This is a genomic window from Paenibacillus sp. FSL P4-0081 (genome assembly GCF_000758565.1).
Lineage (GTDB): Bacteria > Bacillota > Bacilli > Paenibacillales > Paenibacillaceae > Paenibacillus_AQ > Paenibacillus_AQ phytohabitans.
Genome location: NZ_CP009280.1, coordinates 5,940,027 through 5,962,086, shown reverse-complemented (window position 1 = coordinate 5,962,086; position 22,060 = coordinate 5,940,027). Strand labels below are relative to the sequence as shown.

Genomic DNA, 22,060 nt, shown 5'->3' with positions numbered 1-22,060 from the left:
CGGCGTCTCAGGTTGTTTGGTTATGCTTGCGGTAGAGCAGCGGAGTTAGCCCGTAGCGCTCAACGAATTTCTTGTGGAAAAAGCTCAGGCTTTCATAGCCGCATTCACCGGCAATCTCTCCGATAGAGCGGCCGCTGCTGGTGAGCAGGAGAGCGGCATAAGCCATACGGTGCTCCTGCACCAGCTCCCCGAAGGTTTTGCCGGTGCTTTTCTTCAGCAGATTGCCCAGATAATTCGGATTGAAGTTAAAGTGAGCAGCCAGATCCTTCAGGGAACAATGACGGAAATGCCGTTCGAGATACTGCAGAATCTCCAGCAGATCGGCCCGTTTGGTTAACGGAAGCCCGCTTAAGGCAGGATCTTGGCTCAGTACCCGCATGAGCTCCGTGAATACGATGACCATATAGCCGCTGATCATATCCGCCGAGAACTCACGGGGATCGAAATACTCGCACATAAGACTGGCGAGAATATGGTGAAGGTTCAGGCAGTGCTCCGAGCGGAAGAGAAGATAACGGTCATGGGCGGTGGAAGGAGACTGGGCATTGACCAGAAAGTCGGTTAATCTCCCGTCAATGCCGAGGCGTGTCAGAAATGCCGTGCTCAGCGTTTCCTTGCGCATCAGAATATTAATCAGGATGTCATCCTCATTCAGAATGGATATCGAATGGGGCATATCCGTATCGAGCAGGCAGATCTGCCCTTGAGTCAGCTCGATGTCAGAGCCGCCGATCCTCTGACGGCAGCGGCCGGAGTACATGTAATTAAGCTCGATAAAAGAATGGGTATGCTCCGGCATCGCCGCAAACCTGTGATGCTTGCTGATATGATAATCACCCTGGCGGAAGAAAAGGTGTTCCGGCAGACGCGGAACCCGTTCTCCGGGCGGCAGGGTCATTTCTTGGCCGCCGAACTCTTCGATGTTGCGGCGGGTGAGCCGCTGCTTGGCTTCTATGGTATTATGGCGGCGCAGAGCCTGTTCAAGCTCCCGGTGATCCATCCGGTCCGGTCTCCTTTCCGGCTACACACAGCTTCCGGTATTCTTCCGGTGTGTGTCCCGTCATTTTCTTGAACAGCCGGAAAAAGTATTTGGCGTTATCGATTCCTAAAGCTTTGGCGATCTTATAAATCTTATCCTCACTTGTGCGCAGCAACAGCTTGGCACGTTCAATACGCTCTTTGTTGACATAATCAATCAGATTCTCACCGGTCTTTTCTTTGAACAGAAAACTCAGGTAGCTCGGGCTGATGTAGAACAGACCTGACAGATGCTCAAGTGTGACGGGAGAAGCTATGTTTTTGCGGATATACACCTTCACATTGTCGATGACATTTGGCGAAGAGTACACCGATTGCTCCTTGAGCAAGTCCGCTGCGGAGGTGAGCACCGTCAGGAAGTACAGCCGGATCTCCTCAGCATCGAACGAGATGCTAAGCACGGCTTCCAGGCTCGAAGACGGATGCTGTCCGTTCTGGGCCGGGAAGTAAGCAGCGATCAGCGTTTTGACCTCAGCGATGATATGCCGGCAATTCTCTTTGAGCTGATGAATGGTCGCCGCAGGCTGCCCGCGGTAATAGTCAAAATAATCGAGCACTCCTTCAGTGACCTTTCCAGTGTTGCCCGATTCAATGAAAAAGATCAGGTCCCGGCTGCCTTCCCACATCACGGGCGTGGTCTGGTAGCTGCCGGGATGGTAGAGGAAATACTGGCCCTGGTCTGCGATGGCCCGGCAGTTCAGGGCAGACATAGATTCCTCGCGTGCCTGCTGCAGCCCGGACACAGTGCTTATTACACTGCTGATGCCAATGCAGGCCTGGGGTCCTGTCCCGGCAATCAGCTTCCGGGCTTCGGAGGCGGCCAGTTCCAGGATCTCGGTCTCTGGAAGTGAACTGTCATAGAGCTGGAGAGAGAAGGCCACCTTCCTGCTCTGCGGGTGCAGAAGAAACAGGCGGGTCCCCTCCAAAGCAGGCTCCTGGGCAGCTAATTCTTCCGGTGTATAGAGAGTTAACAGGACCATTCTGCCGGCAGACATGAGATTCCGCATGGGGGCAGAGCGGAACACGGGCGGGTGCTCCACGGGATAAAACCCGGAAATATATTGCAGCAGGGCATGCATATCTCCAAGCAGACTGAGCTGCTCAGCTTCTCTGGTGATGCTCAGCGTCTCCGCCTTGGAGGACTGCTCACTTTCGATTGCGGTTACCGCTTTGGAGATGGCATCAAGGATTTCTTCTTTACTGAACGGCTTCAGCAGATAATGGACTACGCGCGCCGAAATGGCCTCCTGCATATATTCGAAATCAGAGTAGCCGCTGATTACGATAATCTTTTTGTCGGGATATTGGCTTTGCAGCTGCCGGAGCAGGGATTTGCCGTCCATTACCGGCATCCGCATGTCGGTGAAGATCAGATGCGGGTCCTGTGTACGGACGAGCTCAAGGGCATCCCCGCCGTTGTCTGCTTCACCGCAGAAGCTGAGCTCAGCAGTTACGCTGCGGATCTTCTTCAGCAGGCCCTGGCGGATCAAAGGCTCGTCGTCGACAATGATGAATTTGTACATGGTCCAGCCTACTTTCAGTGTTATTTGGAGGGGAGAGTCAAGGTTATGGCCGTACCCGCCGCAGGTTCGCTGGTAATCGCCAGTCCGAAGTCGGAGCCGTAGTAGAGAGCGATGCGGGAGTGCACATTCTTAATGCCGATGCTCTGTCTGCTGCGATGCCCCAGCCCCATGAACTCAGGCTGCAGCTCCAGCAGCTCCTGAATCTCATTCAGCCGTTCGGCGGGAATACCGATCCCGTCATCGCGGATTTCAAAGATAATCCGCCCGCTATCCGGCTCCAGGTAGCCTCTGAGCAGAAGCAATCCGCTGCCCTTCTTGTTCTCTAATCCGTGGTAGACGGCATTTTCCACCAAAGGCTGAAGAATCAGCTTGAGAATTCTGGCTTCCAGCACAGCCGGCTCCATTTCTTTGACATAACGGATTTTGCTGCCATAGCGGATCTGCTGGATGGTCATATAGTTATCGACATGCTGCAGCTCTTCCCGGGCAAGCACCAGCTCACTGTCGGTCTTGATGCTGTAACGGAACATGTCCCCCAGGGATTTGGTCATCACTGCAATGCTGTCTACCTCCTCAATCTCGGCGATACTGTTGATAGATTCAAGTGTATTGTACAGGAAATGTGAATTAATCTGGGCTTCAAGCGCTTTCATCTGCGAGTCCATGGTCAGGATTTTATTCTGGTAGCTTTCCCTGACAAAGGTATCGATGTCCTTCATCATCTTGTTGTATTCCGTATACAGGAAGCCGATTTCGTCCACCCGCTGAGGCTCAATATCGGTCGTGATGAACTTTTGTGATTTGTTTTTGCGCATGATCCGGGCCAGACGGGTAATCGGTTTGGTAATCCAGTTGGACAGCAGGACAGAGAGCAGAATGAAAATAACGGCGCAGGTCAGAGAAATGTAAACGATCAGCTTCCGGGATATCCCGTATTTCTCATACAGCCCGCTTAGTGAGATATTGGCGATGACACTCCAGTGATAGACCGGAAGCTTTTGAATCACAGTTAACATGTCCCCGTCGTAAAATTCCAGCTCATCGCCCGCCATGGCCTCCGTTCTGCGGATTAAGGCGCTTGGCAGCCGGGTGTCGGTGTTCTTGCCGGTACTGTCATAGATAATGTTGCCGTCGTCATTCGCCAGGACAAAGTAGCTCATATTGGGTACGGCATCCTGGTTCAGGCCCTTGAAAATATCCAGGCTGCAGTCCAGCATGAATACGCCGAGGAACTCTTGGGTCTTCATATCGTAAAGCGCCCGGGAGAAGACAAGGGAAGGTTCAGAGTTAATGATATAGGGCTTTACACCGGGTTCTCCGATATAAAGCTGGCCTTTGCTGGCTATGGTCTGCTGATACCAGTCATCCTGGAACGGGACATAGCCGACCTGAAGCTCGGCGGTGCTGCCGTAGCTGATGTTTTTGCCGTCAGGGGCAAAAAGATAAATTCCGTTAACATAATCATAGCTGAGCAGCAAATTCTCGAAGATCAGCTTCAGCTTGTTCTGTATAATGAAAATGTCGTAGGAGTCGCTGGTAAGTGCCAGCTTCTTCAGTTCATCACTTACTGTACTGTATGCGGTTGCACTCGAGGACTGCTGCTGAATGGTCAGCGAGATGCGTTCAATATTTCCGAAAATGTCCTCAATGCCCTGAACCGTATTATGAACGGTGTTGGAGGCAACAAGTGAGGTCTGCTGGTTGACCAGATCGGTATAGCTCTGATAGGAGCTATACGTGACAATGACAATCGGAATGACGGAGACAAGAACCAGCGCCAGAAAAAGCTTTGTTTTGATACTGACAAATTTCATACTTGTTTCCTCCGATGTAGAAGACCGTAAAATAGTGCACCTTAAATGCAAAAGTAATTATACCGCTTTCACGATTAAGATATCAATACAGCCACCGGGAATAAGGGCGGCCGGGAAATCGAAGGTATAGAAGAATAGGGAGGTTATTTAATGAAAACGCGATCAAAGAAACGGACGGGCACGCTGCTGCTGGCGTTAATGCTTACACTGCTTGCCGGCTGCGGATCAGGAAACAACGGGAATCAGCCGGCCAATAATGGGAACGCTTCAACCACACCGGAGGCTGAGGCAACGGCCGCAGCGGCCACAGATACCGCCAGCAGCGCCAAGAAGGTGACGCTCACAATGATGGTATCCGGCACGAAAGCCCCGGACGGACAGGATTTTGCACTCGATATCATGCCTAAGCTCGTCAAGGAGAAATTCCCTAACGTGACACTGGAAACCTCGAAGCTTCCGGATGAGCAGTATTTCACTTCTATCCGTACCAAGCTTGCTTCAGGCCAAGGGCCGGATATTTACTGGGTTTTCCCGAGAAATGCATCCCTTGGAGTGCTGGATATGGCCAAAGCTGGTTATGCGGCCGACCTGTCCGACCTGACCTTCTGGGATAACATCAGCCAGGGAGCGAAGGAGGATATGTCATACGAGGGCAAGCCTTACGGAATCGCAGGCGGCCTGGATTACCTGGGGGTCTACTATAATCAGGACTTGTTCAAGCAAGCGGGCATTACGGAAATGCCGCAAGACTGGCCTTCATTCCTTGAAGCCTGCCAGAAGCTGAAGGACGCGGGTATTACTCCAATCTCACTGGCGGATAAAGACCCGTGGTTCCTGCAGTTCGGAATGTATCAGATTGCCGCGAATGTTGTTTACCCGGATGAAATGGATTTTGACACCAAGCTTCAGGCGGGTGAGAAATCACTGTCAGATCCGAAATGGGCAGCGACAATCTCCAAGATGAAGGAATTGTACGACAAAGGCTATGTGGTCAAAAATTCACTCGGACTTGGAAGTGCCCAAGCGGCTCAGCTGTTTATTGACGGCAAATCGGCGATGATTTTTGACGGAACCTGGGATTATGCTACATTAACGGCCAAAGGTGCAGCTGACTTTACCCGCGGATTCTTCTCCCTGCCGGCGAATGAAGCAGGACAGCCGACTTACGTGTCCGCTGCAACTGCTGCCGGGTTCGCATTGAATGCCAAGTCGGAGAATCTGGATGTCGCCAAAGAAGTGATGAATTATCTGTTTGACGGCCAGTCTGACCTGTTCAAGGCCTGGACCGGAGCGAACAGCTCGATCAGTGTATATAAAGGTGTGGCCCTGAACCATGAACTCTTCAAGGAAGTCAACGATTCCTACCTGAATAACGGAAAGTCCGTATACTTCCCTAATCAGATGTGGCCGACAGGTGTAGCTGAAGAAATGGAAGCTAAATTTGCCGAAATTATCGGCGGACGCAAGACCACTCCAAAGCAGGTTACAGAGGCAATGGATGCGAAGTTCAAGGAATTGTGGAAGAACAAATAAGGTATAACTGATCATTGTTCCGCCAGCTCCGTCAACTGGCAGCCGGAGAGGCGGAACAATTGTGGACAGGAGGATAAGACAGAGATGAAATCTACCGTAATGAAAAAAACGATGTATTTTTTCGCAGTCCCGGCGCTGCTCTTTTATTTGACCTTTTGGATCTTTCCGATTACCAAGCTGTTTCAATATAGTGTGACGGACTATAACGGGTTTGCTCAGACCTTCAATTATATCGGCTTCGATAACTACAAGGCTTTGTTTAACGGAGGGACGCTAGGTAATTCGATCAGCAACACACTGATTTATACCGTAGTCAGTGTAGTGGCGGGCAACCTGATTGGACTTGCGCTGGCGCTGCTGCTCAACATGAAGATCCGGGGTAAAGGCTTCTACCGCTCGATCTCTTACATTCCAACGTTGTTCAGTGCAATTGTGGTCGGCTTCATCTGGAGCTATGTCTATATGCCGGACAGCGGGATGATTGCCACATTCCTGGATAAGCTGGGTATTCCAAATGACAACTTAAACTTCCTCGGCAGCTATTCATCGGCGTTATACTCGATCATTTTCGTGGAAATCTGGAAGAATGTCGGCACAACGATGATTATCTTCCTCGCTGGGCTGCAGACCGTTCCGAATGATCTGCTGGAGGCAGGGCGGATTGACGGCTGCGGCGGCTGGAAGCTGCTGCGTTATGTGAAGCTTCCTCTGCTTGCCACATCGATTACGATCAACACGACGCTGAGCCTGATCAACGGGCTGAAGGCCTTCGACTTCCCGTTCATTATGACCAATGGCGGTCCCGGAACTTCGACTAACACCCTGATTTATTCAATTTATAAAATGGCCTTCACGGAGCAGATGTTCGGCAAGGCTTCGGCGCTGGGGATTATTTCGTTTATCCTGATTATCGCTGTTACCGCCGTCTCGGTACGGCTGATGAATAGAAAAGAGGTGTCAGCATGAGCAGCGGAACCACAGCAGGTAAAATGCTGCAGCCTGAGCCTGCCTTAAAGACGCGTAAACCGTTCAATCCCGGAGCTTTGCTTAAAAAAATACTGCTTCAGCTGCTGGTCATCGTGATTATGGTGCTCAATCTGATTCCGCTGGTGATTGTGTTATCCACCTCACTGCGGTCTCCGGATAACAATACGAATCCGCTGAATTTGTTCAATGAGCTTTCCTTTGCCAGTTACCGGACAGCTTTTGAGCGGATGCATTTTGGGACTGCTCTCCTGAACAGTGTGGTGCTGACGGCCATTTCCGTACTGCTGGTAGTGGTCTTCGCAGCTATGGCATCCTATCCGATGGCGCGGATCAAAAGCAGATGGAGCCAGTTCCTGTACCTCTTCTTCCTGGCCGGTCTGGTTGTCCCGGGGCAGATGGTGCTGATCCCCATTGTGCAAATGATCAACAGCCTGGGGATTCCCAGCACGCAGTACACGCCGATTCTAATGTTTGTAACCTGCAGCCTGCCGTTCTCCACCTTCCTGTATACCGGCTTTATCCGCAGCGGTGTCCCGGAAGAAGTAGAGGAAGCAGCCCATATTGACGGTGCGGGACTCTTCCGCCGGTTCTGGACGGTCGTATTCCCGCTGCTGATTCCGGTCACGGTGTCCGTGATCATCACGCAGGGCATCTGGATCTGGAATGATTATTTCTTCAATATGACGTTTATCTCCAAGTCGTCGCAATCTCCGCTGCCGCTGGCTATGCTCGGCTTCATGGGCGATCAGCAGAACCCGACTCAATGGAATGTGCTGTTTGCAGCCTGTATGCTGTGCGCACTTCCGCTTCTGATTGCCTTCTCTTTTCTGCAGAAGTATTTCGTAGGGGGACTTACGGTGGGTTCGGTTAAGGGATGAAATGAAGATTTCCGGTAAGGCCCCTATCCGGGGCCTTTTCGGCGTCTGCCCGAAAGGGCAGACGCTTCCCGCCCGATCGGACGATGGCAGCAGGCTCACACGTCTATAAGATAAGGGCATAGAGAAGAACTTACACAGAGGAGACGATACTGTTATGGCGAAATTATTATACCGGCTGGGATATTGGTCGGCGAAGAACCGGTTAAAGGTCCTCATTGGAAGCCTTATGCTGGTGGTGGTGGCAGCGATTGTGGCGTTGTCGATGGGGATCCATTTCGGTGAGGAGACCCGTATTCCCGGGCTTGCTTCACAGAAAACACTCGAGGTTATGAACAAGGAATTCCCGAATCCGCAAGGAAATCTTGGGACAACCCAATTGGTGCTGAAGGCGCCGGACAACGAAACCTTATCTTCAGAAGCATCCAAGGAGCTGATTGCCGGGAAGCTCAAGGAAGCGGCAGCGGACCCGGAGGTAGCTTCAGTTGTAAGTCCGTACGACAATCATTCATTGAATGCGGAGGGTACCGTCGGGTATGCCACGATTACTTATAACGTTCCGGGTGATGATGTTACTGAGGAATCGAAGGATTCCGTTCTTGAAATCGCAGACTCACTTCGGGACACGGGCTGGCAGGCAGAACTGATCGGGGACGGCTATGTAAAAATGGCAACCAGCAGTCCGGCTGAAGGACTTGGGGTATTGCTGGCTCTGGTGATTCTCGCTGTTGCACTCGGCTCCATCCTTACCGGTGTTCTTCCGGTGCTTACAGCAGGTCTGGGCCTCGGATTTGGCATTATGCTGATTATCATCGGAACAAGTATACTGGATATCCCTTCCTTTGCCCTGTCACTGGCCGGAATGCTTGGGCTGGCTGTTGGCATCGATTATGCACTATTCATTATTGCCAGATACCGCCAGCAGCTGGCGGAAGGATATGAGAGACGCGAAGCGATTGCCATCGCGAACGGCACAGCCGGAAGTGCGGTTGTATTTGCAGGAGTAACCGTCATTATCGCGCTGCTGGGGTTCTCCTTCGTTGGCGTCCCCTTCCTTACCGCGATGGGAGCAGCAGGTGCGCTCTGTGTGCTCACCGCAATATTGACATCCATATTCGTAGTTCCTGCGGTATTGGATTTGCTGGGCGGCCGGATTAAGGCTCCTGCTAAGCGTTCCCGGAATAGAGGCAGCAAGCAAAAAAACGCAGGCAGCGGGAATTTGTGGGGAAGGTTTGTTACCGGGCAGCCATTAATAGCTGTCGTGGCAGGTGTAGCGCTGCTGGCAACCATTGCGCTGCCGTTCTTTCACATGGAGACGGGTCTGGGGAATGACGGGCAGAAATCGCCGGATACCACTGAACGCCGGGCATACGATCTCTTGTCTGATACCTACGGTGCAGGCTACCACGGACCGTTGGTCATTCTGGCCGAAACGGATGGCGGAGAAGAGGCGGCGGCTAATCTTAATAAAGTAATGGAGGAAGTGAAAACCTATCCCAATGTGGTTGCCGTAAATCCGGCAGTCACCGGCCCTTCCGGTAAAGTGTCGCTGATTACCGTCATGCCGGCGACGGGTCCTAATGATTCCGAAACGATCGATCTTGTGCATCTGATTCGGGATAAAGCCCCGGCCATTGAACAGCAGGATCATGTCAAGATTGGTGTAACGGGCAGCACTGCCGTCAACATTGATATCACCCAGAAATTGAACCAGGCGTTGCCTAAATTCTGCCTGATCATCGTCGGCTTGGCTTTTGTGCTGCTGATGCTGGTGTTCCGTTCGATTCTGGTACCGGTCAAGGCTGTACTGGGATTCATTCTGTCGCTGGGGGCAACCTTAGGCTTTGTCACCTTTGTCGTACAGGATGGCTATTTCCAGAAGCTGTTTGGATTCTATGCAGAGGCACCGGTATTCAATTTCCTGCCGATCATCGTAGTGGGTGTACTGTTTGGGTTGGCGATGGACTACGAAGTCTTCCTGGTCAGCCGGATGCGTGAAGCCTTCAAGAAGAGCGGAGATGCCAAACAGTCGGTTCTTGCCGGTATCCATCACAGTGGAGGAGTGGTAACTGCAGCCGGACTGATTATGATCGCTGTATTTACCGGCTTCATTCTGGCAGAGGAGCCGATGGTTAAGGTCATGGGACTGGCGCTTGCCTTTGGAGTTCTCTTTGATGCCTTTATCGTCCGGATGCTTATTGTTCCCGGCGTGATGACCTTGCTTGGGAAGTCGGCCTGGTATTTCCCGAAGTGGCTGGACCGCCTGCTGCCGAACCTGGATGTCGAAGGTGAGGAAGTAATGAAGGAAGTAGAGCTGAAGCATTCGCAGAAGGTGTCCAGATCGGCGTAGATACTCAATAACGATAATGAATATATAGATTACTGGCAGCAGGGATCGGCGGATAGCCGGTTCCCTGCTGCCAGTCTGTGGACCGGAAGATGTGAACCGATGCTTCAGTAATGTATAATTGCGTGGGAGGCCGATCCTATGGAAGAAAACAAACCAACGGTTAATCAGTTTATAAATGATTTGTTCGTAGCGAGACTGCCGACTGTCATCTGGACATCGGTCGTATATATTTCCACTGTGTTTCTTCAGTTTTACCATGATCCGCAGATATTGTCTCCCTCAGTATTCACAGGATTATTCTCAGTTCATGTACTGCTGCACTGGTTTTCATACAAGTTTACGAATAAACAATTCTGGCTGTATTTCTCTATACAAGGCGTTCTAATTTACTGGTGTGCAATTCTGATGCCGGGCGGATACCAGGCGGTTCTAATCGGACTGCTCCCCGTGCTTATTGCCCAGAGTCTCAACTCTTCTATTCAGATCAAAAGAATATCCATTGCTGCTATTGTCAGCGTGATCATCTTTTTTGACGCCGGTCTGACGGTTGGGGATACGAAAGAAATCATTTTTTTGCTCCCGATATTCGTGTTAATGCTGATCATTATGTTTGCTTTTGCAATTATGTTCTTCCGGCAGGTGCACGAGCGCCAGCGCATTCAGAGCTTTCTCCAGGATCTGCAGGAAGCTCATAAGAAGGTGGAGGAATTGACGCTCGCCAATGAACGGCAGCGGATGGCCAGGGATTTGCATGATACGCTGGCCCAGGGGGTGGCGGGGCTGATTATGCGGCTTGAGGCTGCGGATGCACACTTGTCACGCGGTAATACTGAGAGGACCGGGGAGATTATTAAACAGTCCATGCAGCAGGCCCGCAGGACCTTGGCTGATGCACGGGGAGCAATCGATAATTTACGGCTCAAATCAGCGCCGGAAATTGATTTCAAGGAGTCGGTTGAAGATGAAATCCTGCATTTTACAGACTCCACGGGTATTCCTGTAGTTACAGACCTTAAACTGACCAGACGTTTATCCAGATTGCTGATGGAGCACAGCTCCCATATCGTTAAAGAATGTCTGACGAATATCGCCCGGCATGCGCGGGCCGACAAGGTTTGGGTGTCATTGTCGGATGAGAAGGGCCGGCTATCGATCGGAATTACCGACAACGGAATCGGATTCAACACCGAAGCTATTGGCAGGGATGCCGGTCATTACGGGTTGTTAGGATTACAGGAAAGAGTAAGACTTCTTGGCGGGGAGTTGAAAGTATTCAGTAATTCTCAAGGGACAACGGTTACGATTGAGACACCACTGGTTAAGGGAGAATTCATATGAGCATATATAAAATTCTGATTGTGGACGATCATTACGTAGTCCGCGAGGGGCTCAAGCTTATCCTGGAGACGGGTGAGGAGTTCCAGGTTGTCGGTGAGGCCGGGAACGGGCAGCAGGCTCTGCCTTTGATAGACGAGCTGCAGCCGGATGTGATCCTGATGGACCTCAACATGCCTGTGATGAGCGGACTGGAAACGATGGAACAGCTGAAGAGCAGGAATAGTACGGTTCCGGTCATTATTTTGACCACCTACAACGAAGATGAATTAATGATTAAAGGTCTGGCGCTTGGAGCGAAAGGGTATCTGTTGAAGGATACCAGCCGGGAGAACCTGTTCCGGAATATAAAGTCGGCGGTACGCGGGGAGACTTTACTCACTGCCGATATCATGGAACGTGTCCTGTCTGTCCGTGACAAGCAGCAGGCTCCGGTCCCTTCCCGGGACGCCGGTTCCCTGCTCAGTGAACGGGAAGTGTTCATCCTGCAGAGTGTGTCCCGGGGGGACACCAGCAAAGCCATCGCCCTCGATATGGGTGTCTCTGAGCGGACAGTTAAAGCTCATCTGACCAACATATACAACAAGCTGGGTGTGGATTCCAGGCCGCAGGCAGTGGCTACCGCCCTGGAGCGGGGATTATTGAATATGTAACATGCGGAGACCGTTTCTGCATGTTTTTTTTTGCCCGAAAGGGCAGGCCGCTTTTCCCGTTAGGACGATGTTAAAGAATCCTGTGCTCTGTATGATTAAGGCATAAAAGAACATTACCCCAATCATTGCAGGATGGATAACAAGGAGGAATAGTATATGCGTTTGAATAATAAAGTAGCAGTCATTACAGGTGCCGCTTCAGGAATGGGCAAGGCCATTGCGGAGTTATACGCGGAAGAAGGTGCCAGGGTCATCGTGTCCGATCTGAACCTGGAAGGAGCTGAAGCCGTTGCGGCCGGTATCAGGACGAACGGCGGAGAGGCGGTTGCCATCCAGACTAATGTTGCCCTTGAACACGACATTCATGAGATGATCGATCTGGCAGTTTCCACCTTTGGTACGCTTGATATTCTGGTTAATAACGCTGGCATTATGGATAATATGGCGCCAGCCGGTGATGTTACAGATGAGAAATGGGAGCTGATATTTGATGTGAACACGAAAAGTGTGATGCGGGCCATACGCAAGGCATTGCCGATTTTTCTGGATAAAGGAAAAGGAGTTATCGTAAATACAGCTTCGACGGGGGGCTTCTGCGGTGCACATGCCGGTGTCGCTTATACCGCCTCCAAACACGCAGTGGTCGGCATTACGAAGAACACCGGATTTATGTATGCCCAGCAAGGAATCCGATGTAATGCAATCGCTCCCGGTGCGACAATGACGAATATCGTCAATACGATAAACAATGTAAATGAGCTTGGTGCGGCACGCACTAAGGTAATCAAAGGGGTAATTCCCCGCCTCGGGCAGCCTGAGGAAATCGCCAAGGTGGCTCTATTCCTTGCATCGGATGAATCCAGTTTCGTCAACGGTGCTGTAATTACTGCGGATGCAGGCTGGACAGCAGGCTTCTAACTCACAGTCTGCCGCCATATGCCTAAATAGAAATTGAGGTGTTTCAGGTGATCCGTCTGTCAGTCGTCGTACCGGTTTATAATGAAGAAGACAATATAAACGATCTGTATTTGAGTATTACGGAAGCGCTGAGCGGCAGAATTGAGAGTTATGAAATCTGGAGACCGATCCCCGGGATATATTCAGACTGATACCTTTTATAGAAAGGATCGATTTTGTAAACGGAAGACGGCTGGAGCGTAAAGACACGGGACTTATGAGGATATCCTCACGGCTCGGCAATGGAATCCGCAACTGGATTACAGGAGAAGCGGTTTATGATACAGGCTGCCCAATGAAGCTGTTCACCCGGGAGGTCGGGACAGCTTTCATTTATACAATGGAATGCACCGTTTTCTGCCGACACTGGCCAAGATGAACGGGTTCTCGGTCGTTGAAGTTACGGTAACCCATCAAATAAGAAAGCACGGCGTCTCAAAATATGGAATTTGGAAGAGCGGGTGTACCGGCTTGATGGATGCAATGGTGATTGGCTGGCTCAAAAAAAGAGGGATTCTGTACCAGATCAAAAACGAATCCAGGTGAATTCCGGGATTCTTTGAAGGAGGGGTAACGGCCTGTCTTTGGTAGAACACCAAAAGCAGGCCGTTATTTTATACTTCAATAATAATCGGAAGGATCATGGGACGGCGTTTCGTCTTCTCATAAAGAAATTTGCTTAATGTAACCTTTAGGGTCTGCTTAATAATATTCCACTGACCTAAGTCAGCCTCGCTCATCTTCTGGAGAGTTGCCTTGACCAGCTGATTGATCTCATCCATCAGATTGTCTGAATTGCGGACATAAATGAATCCCCGGGAAATCGTATCCGGCTCGTTCAACAGCCGTCCATCCGATTGACTAAGGGTAATAACCGTGATCAGTACCCCGTCAGCAGACAATTGGCGCCGGTCCCGCAAGACTACATTGCCAATGTCGCCAATTCCAAGGCCATCCACAAAAATCTGCCCGGCAGTCACCCTACCTGATTGGCGGACAACCCCTTCTGCCGACTCCACCAGCTCGCCATTTTTGAGCAGGAAGATATGATCCCCCTGTACCCCGACAGCTTCGGCCAATAAGCGGTGGTGATGCAGCATCCGGTATTCACCATGAATCGGAATGAAGTACTCCGGCTTCATTAAGGTCAGCATCAGCTTTAATTCCTCCTGGCTGCCGTGGCCGGACACGTGAAGCTCGCTGCGCGATCCATAAATCACCCGTGCGCCGAGGAGATAGAGATTGTCTACAATCCTGGATACATTGCGTTCATTGCCCGGAATCGGATTGGCTGCAAGGAGTACGGTATCTCCGGCACCGATTTCCATCTGCCGGTTGCTTGAATTTGCCAAGCGGGATAGTGCCGCCATAGGTTCGCCTTGACTTCCCGTGCACAGGACAGCTACTTCCTGCGGAGGCAGCTTGGCAGCCTCCGCAGGTTCGACCAGCATACCGTCCGGAATGCTCAAATATCCCAGATCACGGGATACGGCAACAACGTTCACCATACTCCGTCCAAGCAAGGCGAGCTTGCGTCCTGTCACAACCGCAGCGTCTACAACCTGCTGCAGCCGGTGTACATTGGAGGCGAAGGTGGAGACAAAGATTCTGCGCTCTGCTTTTTTGAAGGCATCTTCCAGATGAGCGCCAACAAGCTGTTCGGATGGAGTGAAGCCGGGACGTTCAGCATTCGTGCTCTCCGAGAGCAGAAACCGGACACCTTTTTTACCGATGTCCGCCATTTTATGTATATCCGGATATTGCTTGTTGACCGGGGTCATATCGAACTTGAAGTCCCCTGTGTGGACCACCGTTCCTTCGGGAGTATCAAAGACAACACCCAGGCAGTCCGGAATACTGTGATTGGTATTAAAGAAGCTAGTGGTGATTTGGCCGAACGTGAGGATCGAGTCTGAATTGATGCAGTTCAGGCTGGTTTGACGGAGAAGCCCGTGTTCTTTGAGTTTATTCTCGATTAATCCCAGGGTCAGGCGGGAGGCGTAGAGAGGAATGTTTAATTGTTTCAGCAGGTAAGGGATGCCTCCGATGTGGTCCTCATGTCCGTGAGTTACAACCAGTGCCCGTACCTTATCGATATTTTCTAATAAAAAAGCTACATCCGGAATAATTAAGTCGATCCCCAGCAGGCTCTCGTCAGGAAATTTGGATCCGCAATCAATAGCCACGATATCATCCCCATATTGCAGGAAATACATATTTTTTCCTATCTCGTGAACACCGCCTAGTGCAGCAATCCGTAGCCGTTCTTTTGACATTGTGAGCACCCCTTCCATATATAAATCATCTTTATTATGTTTGGGTGTGCAGGATATTATCCAGATTTCTAATCATATACTAGACGCATTAGCAGACCTCCGGTATATTCTGCGAAGGTCTGCGCATCCATCTCCTATTTTTGCACAAACTGGTTTATAAGCTTCAGAATGACTTCACGCTTTACAGGCTTACTGACATATTCGTCCATCCCTGCAGCCAGGCACTTTTCCCGGTCCCCCTTCAGCGCATTGGCTGTAACCGCGATGATAGGCGGACTCTTCTCCTTAAGCTCCTCTCTGATCCTCTTCACTGCCTCGAAGCCGTTCATAATCGGCATATGCAGATCCATTAATATGAGATCAAACGGCTCTTTGCATGCTGCTTCAACTGCATCTATCCCGTTTGTTACGGTAGTAATCCTGTGACCTATTTTTTCAAGTGTCTTGGTCATCACCAGCTGGTTAATATAATTGTCTTCGGCAAGGAGGATGCTCACTTCGCGTGAGGCAGGGAGTTTGTTCATGGGAGTCTCTTGGCTGTAAATGTCTTCAGCTTTCTTGGGCTTGATCGTGAAGGTGAAGGAGGAGCCTCTTTTGCCGTCACTCTCTGCATAGATCTCGCCGCCCATCATGCCGATAATTCTGCGGCTGATAGCAAGGCCAAGACCGGTGCCTTCATGCTGGCGGGACATAAAACTGTCAATCTGCGCGAAGGGCTCAAAGATCTCGTTAAGCCGGGAGGGATTAATTCCAATGCCTGTATCTGTCACCGTGAAGCCCAACATGAACGGAGCTTCCCGGACAAGCTTCACTTTTACCGATATACTGCCGCTCTGCGTGAATTTCACAGCATTGCCGAGCAGGTTCAGAAGTACCTGCTTTAAACGTTCGCTGTCACCGTATATATGGTCGGGAACATCATGATTTATACTGCTGGAGAGTTCCAGGTTCTTTTGGGCAGCACTTATGGAAATGACAGCAAAGCTGTCCTTGATGCATTTGCGCAGATCAAATGTATGCTCCTGCAGTTCAGTCCGGCCTGCCTCGATTTTGGACAAATCAAGGATGTCATTGATAATATTGAGCAGGGTTTCTCCGCTTTTACGGATAATTTCCACATAGCTGTGCTGCTCTCCGGTAAGCTCCGTGGTGTCGAGCAGGATATCCGTCATGCCCACAACCCCGTTCATCGGAGTGCGGATTTCATGGCTCATCATAGCCAGGAACTCGCTTTTCGCCCTGTTTGTGGATTCGGCGGCTTCCTTGGCAAGCAGCAGCTGTCTCTGCTCGGAAATGTCTTTGCATATAAGGTAGAATCCGATATTTTGATTATTCACGTAAATCGGTGCAATACTGGTAAGCACTTCTATGACTTCTCCATTTTTGGTGTAAAGCGTGTTGATATGCTGATCAACCGATTCATCATATAGAGATCTGTCCAGAATGTTCTGGACACACTCCTGTCCAATCAGAAGGGCCAGTTCCATCCCGATCAGGTCAGACTCGATGGAGTAGCCGGTTATTTTTTCAGCCATACTGTTGGCGTTAATAATCCGGCCGTCCAGGCCAAAGGAAATGACGGAGTCATGGTTGTATTTTTTTAGCGATGTGTACCGCTCTACGGACTCCTGAAGGCGCTGCTCGGATTCCTTTTGCTTAGTGATGTCAACGATTTGACAAATGTAATACGATGGATGATCCTCTCCGCTGAAAAACTTGAGAGTGAGCATTCCCCACATCTGATCCCCTTTTTTTGAAAGAAACCGCGTTTCAAGCTGTATATCCGTCCGGTCACCCATGAGCTCCCTAAGATCATGTATATTTCCGAATTCATCATCGGGATTGAAAAGCTCTTGCAGCTTCATTCCGTCAAGCTCAGCCTTGGAATAGCCAAAGATCCGTTCCATGGCGGGGTTAACCGTCAATATCACACCTTCTGATCCAACAAGTGCGATTCCAAAGGAGGCATTATCTATGACCTGCTGGTTGAAACGTTCCTGATTCAGGTTTACGCGATGCATGGTGTCCTCCTTAAGTAAGTTTTTATGTCGTGAAAAATAGACCTTCCGCTTTGAAGGTCTCTTCGATACTTAAAATTTAATGAATATAACTTCGGATTTAATTTACCCCTTTGGTTTCTTATTGAATCAGAGTTGGCTTTGCCAAAAAGAGGGGCTTAGATCAATTTCCGGTATTCTACCGGAGTCATACCGGAGAAGTTACGGAAGAGCTTAATGAAATAGCTGACATTGTCATAGCCTAACTGCTCTGCTATATCTACTATGGTGATGTTCGTCTGATTCAACAGCTCCTGCGCACGTTCCATTTTTAGTTTGGTCACGAACTCTATATAGGTGAGACCGGTCTCGATTTTGAATAACCGGCTGAAATGGGTAGGGTTCAGGCCAAGCCGCCGGGCCATCTCATCCATGCCTACCTTCTCCCCAATATGATTCATGACATAACGTTTGGCCTCGGCCACTTCCTTCCGGACATTTTGCTTCCACATGGACCTCAGCATCAAGATCTTGTCTTTCAGGAACTGTTCCAGCCACTCCATTAGCTGATCCAGGGTTTCAAGCTCCCGGATGGAGCGCTGATGCATTTCACTATTGAAATTGTTCACGAAATTCTGCATGACGGTATATTTTAATTCCAGCTCCATTACCATTTTGAGCAGCCAGCTTTTTACGCTTTCGACCGGGTATTTCTTGTCCCAGATATGCTTCTTGATCTCTGTAACTGCAGCAGTAACCCGCGCACCATCCTCATTCTGAATACAGTCTCTTAACTGCTGAAGAATTTCAGCGTAATGAACAAACAGGTCCTCATTGGTTGTCTGAATAGGTTCAAGCTTCATTATGGCTCCCTCAGCCGTATAAAAGCGCAGGGCCTGTGAATCCAGTAAGGCCTGAATCTGCTTCTTGATGTCGATCAGACTTGACGTTGCCTCGCCGTAAAAGAATGAAATTCCCATTCGGAGATGCAGCTTCGACATCTTCTGGACATGCCGGAATTTATCCCTGAATTCCTCATGAAGATTCCGGATCAGAAGGCGCGGAAAGGGGATGAAGAGGATGAACTGCCGTTCTGTTAAGGCGAACTGGATAATGCCATCGATCTCAAGAAATTCCTGCAGCACATTATCTATCACGAACTGCATGTTCACAATGCCTCCGAAACGCCGTTCCAGCTCATGGGAGCGTTCCGGGATAGCCAGGACCGGCAGGTAGGGCATTCCCTCTTGCAGACGGATGCCCATAGCGGCGGCTTGTCCGAACCATTCAGCCTCATCCCAGACTGGCTGCTCGAGGAACATACGGATAAATCTCGTCCGGATTGCAGAGTGGTTCTGCGTGACCAGCTTCTGCATCTGGAGGTAATTATTCTGGGAGATCATTCTGATCTCCAGCCGGGAAACCGCCTCAGTCAATACTGAAACGACCTGATCAATTTGCAGGCTTTCTTTCAATATATATTCGGCAACATTCAATTTCACCGCCTGTTGGGCATATTCGAATTCCCCGTGGCAGGACAAGATAATCGCCTGAAGCTGGGGATTCACCTCCCGGACCTTCCGGATTAATTCCAGCCCGTCCATCGCCGGCATGCCGATATCTGTGAGCAGAATATCAGGCTGATGCAGCTGACAGGCTTCCCAGGCCTGTTTGCCGTCAGAGCATGAGGCCGACAACTCCAGGCCTAAGGTATCCCAGGGAATACTGGCGCTCAGATATTCCAGTACAGGGTAGTGATCATCGGCTAATACTACTTTATATACCACGTTAGTCCACTCCTATCCGCTTCACAGGCAGTGCTAATTGTACGATTGTACGGTGTCCGTGAATGCTCTCAATATTCATGTCGAAGCCGTCCCCGTAGATGAGCTTTAACCGCTGATAGACATTAATTAGTCCGATCCCGCGAGAGGGCGGAGGTTCAGGGGACCCGGCAACATTCACCGGATCTGTCCCCACTTCCTGCTGTTTAATATGCTGCAATAACGCAGTCAGTGTAGGTTCATCCATTCCCGTTCCGTTATCCTCGACGCTTATGTTAAGCATGGATTTGATTTTTGTGATGGAAATTATAATCCTGCCCCCGCCTTGTACGAATCCGTGCTTATAAGCATTCTCAATAATCGGCTGCAGAATAAACCGCGGAACGGTCTCCAGCAGCAAATCTTTATTCACATGGACTTCAGAGCTGGTGGGATATCTCATCGTAAACCGCATGAGCTCCATATATTGCTTGGCGGATTCAAGCTCATAAGCCACCGAGACCCATTCATCCTGACTTGAAAAGCTGGCCCGCAGCATAGAGGATAAGGAGCCGACGATAAATGCATTCTCCTCATCCTGTTTCATCAGCAGCTTTAGCCGGATGGAGCTTAGCACGTTAAACAGGAAATGAGGATTAATCTGAGCCTGCAGCATCGCAATTTCCGCCTGGCGTTTCAATTCCTGCTCGGCTTCCACCTGCTGCAGCATGAGCTGGACACGGTCCAGCATTTTATCAAAGGAGAGGCCCAGGCTGCCGATTTCGTCGGTTCCCCGGATGTTGGAGCGGACCATCATATCCCCGGATTCCACTCTGCGGGCAACCTTCCCCAGGACAAGCACAGGCTTCGTGAATCTCCGCAGCAGATAAGTTAGTGCGAACAGAAAGCTGACCGCAAAAATAGCTTGAATGAACAAGCCGGTCCGGTTGATCCCGTTCAATCTTTCCGTCAGCTGTTCATAGGGGGCTACACTGACTAACCGCCATTTGGCATATTTGAGCGGCAGCGAGAGGAGGAGCTGATTCTCGTTCTTAAATTCTACGATATCCGGGAACGCCAGCTCATCGATCGGCAACAGGGTATTGAAATCAGACCCGATCAGGGCCTGGTTCCGGTTGGACAGAATCGTCTCCTTATCATTCAGCAGATAAACATCTTCCTCTAATGAAGCAAACCGCTCACGAATGGAGGCTTCACTGCGGCTGACAATAAGGTAGGCATAGGGCGGAGCGGCAATCCCCTCTCTTAATGCCCGGGCTGTCATGAATACAAACGGCTTCTCAGGCTCAAGGGAGGTCAGATAATTGGCTTCTGCCCCCATGAATAAAGTGTCATACGGTGTGAGCTTCTCCAGAGTTGGGAACCAGCCCTGTTCAATAAATTGACGCGGATCATAGTCGTAAAAGGAATAATCGGAATAGGCATGTCCTTCCTTGTCCAGAAGCGTGATGCGTAAGTCGAGGGTATCGCCGGCCACCTGCTCCAGCCGGCTCGTCAAGGTTCTTGCGGCAACCGGATTGGTCTTGGCATCCTCCAGCAGGGTCTTAATCTCCGGATCAAAGTGGACGAAATTCGAGACCGATACCATCTCTTCGAAGATCACATCGATCTGTGACTGCACAATCGTTAAGGATTGCGTAGCTTTTTCCAGAGAATGCTCCCGGATAATAAGCTTGGAATACACCATCGTTATATACAGCATCCCGATCGCTGGTATAACCAGGCAGGTGATAGAGGTCAGGATAAGCTTTTGCCGGAAGGATAATTGACTTAGCCTATTGTTCTTCTTCATTCATTTCCCCCTCCAGTAACAGAACTTCACTAGATCATGGTACTTTATTATGCCGTTAACCTCATCCAATAATTTTTTCATTTCAGAAAAAATAATGCTATACAAACTTTTCGCTATAGATAAATTCGTTGCATGTGCAATTAAACGGGCGATTTTATAATGAAGATACAAAAATAAAACGAGGTGGAAAACGTGGAGGTTATACCTAAAGAGGGGACGATGAAGCGGTTCGGGAAGCCGGGGACAGGCAGAATGCGCAAGCAGGCTTTGTATGACAATATTGCCGGGTATTTATTCATTTCACCCATGCTCATTCTGACCACAACCCTGGTGATCATTCCGATTCTCTTGTCCGGTGTGATTAGCTTCTCGGATTGGAATTTTGTGTCCGGGCTGGAGGGGTTTCATTTTGTCGGGCTGGACAACTACGCCAGGCTGGTGCAGGATGAATCCTTTCACCGTTCGCTGATTAACAACCTTATTATGATTGCTGTAGTCCCGGTAGCGATGTTTCTGGCTTTGGTGCTGGCAGCATTAATTAACAAAGCAACGTATTTCAAAACATTTTTCAAAGTGATTTATTTCATGCCCTTCATTTCGAGCTTTGTTGCCATAGCCCTATTATGGAGAGTGCTGTACCATCCGAACAATGGCCCGATCAATGGATTTCTTAGATCCATAGGTGTGGACAATCCTCCCCTGTGGTTAGCAGACCCCAAGTTTGCGCTGATCTCGGTCATGATTATTATGGTGTGGACTTCGCTAGGCTTCAACATGGTGATTTATCTGGCCGGGCTGCAGAATATTTCACGGGATTTGTATGAAGCCGCTGATGTGGACGGTGCTTCACCGCTGAGACAATTCTTCAGAATTACATTACCTTTACTATCTCCAACCTCATTCTTCCTGTTAATCACGGGGATTGTCGGATCCTTCAAGGTGTTTGATCTGATTATGGTGTTGACGGGTGGCGGGCCGGCAGGGTCAACCTCGGTAATTGTATTTTATCTGTACGAGGTTGCATTCATTAACCTGGAGTCGGGGTACGCATCCGCGATGGGGATTATTCTGCTGATGCTCATCCTGCTAGTGACCCTGATTCAATGGGTCGGACAAAAGAAATGGGTCAACTACTAGGAGGTTTAA

The 22,060-nt window shown here is 50.0% G+C and carries 15 protein-coding genes; 8 read left to right on the top strand and 7 right to left on the bottom strand.

The window, feature by feature from the left end; all coding sequences use genetic code 11:
* Nucleotides 1-7: 7 nt before the first annotated feature.
* From P40081_RS25470 to P40081_RS25460, 3 genes are read right to left on the bottom strand one after another with little or no spacing between them, the layout of a single operon-like run.
* Entirely contained in the window at nt 8-1,000 is a 993-nt protein-coding gene (locus P40081_RS25470; RefSeq protein ID WP_042139018.1) for an AraC family transcriptional regulator, read from the bottom strand.
* A complete protein-coding gene (locus P40081_RS25465; RefSeq protein WP_042139017.1) occupies nt 981-2,561 on the bottom strand; it encodes a response regulator in 1,581 nt (526 codons plus the stop codon). The genes P40081_RS25470 and P40081_RS25465 overlap by 20 nt, the downstream gene beginning before the upstream one ends.
* Before the next feature lie 20 nt (nt 2,562-2,581).
* Entirely contained in the window at nt 2,582-4,375 is a 1,794-nt protein-coding gene (locus P40081_RS25460; RefSeq protein WP_042139015.1) for a cache domain-containing sensor histidine kinase, read from the bottom strand.
* Between the two features lie 150 nt (nt 4,376-4,525).
* On the opposite strand from P40081_RS25460, the gene P40081_RS25455 reads away from it, so the two are divergent.
* From P40081_RS25455 to P40081_RS25425, 7 genes are all read left to right on the top strand, one after another.
* Nucleotides 4,526-5,908: an ABC transporter substrate-binding protein gene (locus tag P40081_RS25455; protein ID WP_042139014.1), complete on the top strand. Its 1,383-nt coding sequence runs from the start codon at nt 4,526-4,528 to the stop codon at nt 5,906-5,908.
* An 84-nt stretch (nt 5,909-5,992) separates the two neighbouring features.
* Nucleotides 5,993-6,874 (top strand): carbohydrate ABC transporter permease, encoded by an 882-nt coding sequence (locus tag P40081_RS25450; protein ID WP_042139013.1) that lies wholly within the window; start codon nt 5,993-5,995, stop codon nt 6,872-6,874.
* Nucleotides 6,871-7,773 (top strand): carbohydrate ABC transporter permease, encoded by a 903-nt coding sequence (locus P40081_RS25445; protein WP_081970091.1) that lies wholly within the window; start codon nt 6,871-6,873, stop codon nt 7,771-7,773. Before P40081_RS25450 ends, P40081_RS25445 begins: the two co-directional genes overlap by 4 nt.
* Nucleotides 7,774-7,927: 154 nt before the next feature.
* Complete coding sequence (locus P40081_RS25440; protein WP_042139012.1) at nt 7,928-10,120, top strand: MMPL family transporter; 2,193 nt, start codon at nt 7,928-7,930, stop codon at nt 10,118-10,120.
* A gap of 138 nt (nt 10,121-10,258) precedes the next feature.
* Nucleotides 10,259-11,458 carry a sensor histidine kinase gene (locus P40081_RS25435; RefSeq protein ID WP_042139010.1) on the top strand — a complete coding sequence of 400 codons (1,200 nt, stop codon included), beginning with the start codon at nt 10,259-10,261 and terminating at the stop codon, nt 11,456-11,458.
* Nucleotides 11,455-12,108 carry a response regulator gene (locus tag P40081_RS25430; RefSeq protein WP_042139009.1) on the top strand — a complete coding sequence of 218 codons (654 nt, stop codon included), beginning with the start codon at nt 11,455-11,457 and terminating at the stop codon, nt 12,106-12,108. The genes P40081_RS25435 and P40081_RS25430 overlap by 4 nt, the downstream gene beginning before the upstream one ends.
* A gap of 156 nt (nt 12,109-12,264) precedes the next feature.
* Complete coding sequence (locus tag P40081_RS25425; protein WP_042139008.1) at nt 12,265-13,026, top strand: SDR family oxidoreductase; 762 nt, start codon at nt 12,265-12,267, stop codon at nt 13,024-13,026.
* A 653-nt stretch (nt 13,027-13,679) separates the two neighbouring features.
* On the opposite strand, the gene P40081_RS25415 is transcribed toward P40081_RS25425, so the two are convergent.
* The 4 genes from P40081_RS25415 to P40081_RS25400 form a co-directional block, all read right to left on the bottom strand.
* Entirely contained in the window at nt 13,680-15,341 is a 1,662-nt protein-coding gene (locus P40081_RS25415) for a ribonuclease J (protein ID WP_231575193.1), read from the bottom strand.
* Between the two features lie 134 nt (nt 15,342-15,475).
* Nucleotides 15,476-17,362 carry a PAS domain S-box protein gene (locus P40081_RS25410; protein ID WP_042139006.1) on the bottom strand — a complete coding sequence of 629 codons (1,887 nt, stop codon included), beginning with the start codon at nt 17,360-17,362 and terminating at the stop codon, nt 15,476-15,478.
* 155 nt (nt 17,363-17,517) lie between these two features.
* Nucleotides 17,518-19,125 carry a response regulator transcription factor gene (locus P40081_RS25405; RefSeq protein ID WP_042139005.1) on the bottom strand — a complete coding sequence of 536 codons (1,608 nt, stop codon included), beginning with the start codon at nt 19,123-19,125 and terminating at the stop codon, nt 17,518-17,520.
* A gap of 1 nt (nt 19,126) precedes the next feature.
* The gene (locus P40081_RS25400; RefSeq protein ID WP_042139004.1) at nt 19,127-20,914 is read right to left on the bottom strand and encodes a sensor histidine kinase; all 1,788 of its coding nucleotides are present in this window, start codon (nt 20,912-20,914) and stop codon (nt 19,127-19,129) included.
* 192 nt (nt 20,915-21,106) lie between these two features.
* Here P40081_RS25400 and P40081_RS25395 point away from each other — a divergent pair, with 192 nt between their 5' ends.
* A complete protein-coding gene (locus P40081_RS25395) occupies nt 21,107-22,051 on the top strand; it encodes a carbohydrate ABC transporter permease (RefSeq protein WP_231575192.1) in 945 nt (314 codons plus the stop codon).
* Nucleotides 22,052-22,060 lie beyond the last annotated feature (9 nt).

Bases quoted from the DNA above. Each gene is read 5' to 3' on its own strand.
- P40081_RS25435 (WP_042139010.1), top strand. From the start codon at position 10,259: ATGGAAGAAAACAAACCAACGGTTAATCAGTTTATAAATGATTTGTTC.
- P40081_RS25450 (WP_042139013.1), top strand. From the start codon at position 5,993: ATGAAATCTACCGTAATGAAAAAAACGATGTATTTTTTCGCAGTCCCG.
- P40081_RS25430 (WP_042139009.1), top strand. From the start codon at position 11,455: ATGAGCATATATAAAATTCTGATTGTGGACGATCATTACGTAGTCCGC.
- P40081_RS25425 (WP_042139008.1), top strand. From the start codon at position 12,265: ATGCGTTTGAATAATAAAGTAGCAGTCATTACAGGTGCCGCTTCAGGA.
- P40081_RS25440 (WP_042139012.1), top strand. From the start codon at position 7,928: ATGGCGAAATTATTATACCGGCTGGGATATTGGTCGGCGAAGAACCGG.
- P40081_RS25460 (WP_042139015.1), bottom strand. From the start codon at position 4,375: ATGAAATTTGTCAGTATCAAAACAAAGCTTTTTCTGGCGCTGGTTCTT.
- P40081_RS25415 (WP_231575193.1), bottom strand. From the start codon at position 15,341: ATGTCAAAAGAACGGCTACGGATTGCTGCACTAGGCGGTGTTCACGAG.
- P40081_RS25465 (WP_042139017.1), bottom strand. From the start codon at position 2,561: ATGTACAAATTCATCATTGTCGACGACGAGCCTTTGATCCGCCAGGGC.
- P40081_RS25445 (WP_081970091.1), top strand. From the start codon at position 6,871: ATGAGCAGCGGAACCACAGCAGGTAAAATGCTGCAGCCTGAGCCTGCC.
- P40081_RS25455 (WP_042139014.1), top strand. From the start codon at position 4,526: ATGAAAACGCGATCAAAGAAACGGACGGGCACGCTGCTGCTGGCGTTA.
- P40081_RS25470 (WP_042139018.1), bottom strand. From the start codon at position 1,000: ATGGATCACCGGGAGCTTGAACAGGCTCTGCGCCGCCATAATACCATA.
- P40081_RS25410 (WP_042139006.1), bottom strand. From the start codon at position 17,362: ATGCATCGCGTAAACCTGAATCAGGAACGTTTCAACCAGCAGGTCATA.
- P40081_RS25400 (WP_042139004.1), bottom strand. From the start codon at position 20,914: ATGAAGAAGAACAATAGGCTAAGTCAATTATCCTTCCGGCAAAAGCTT.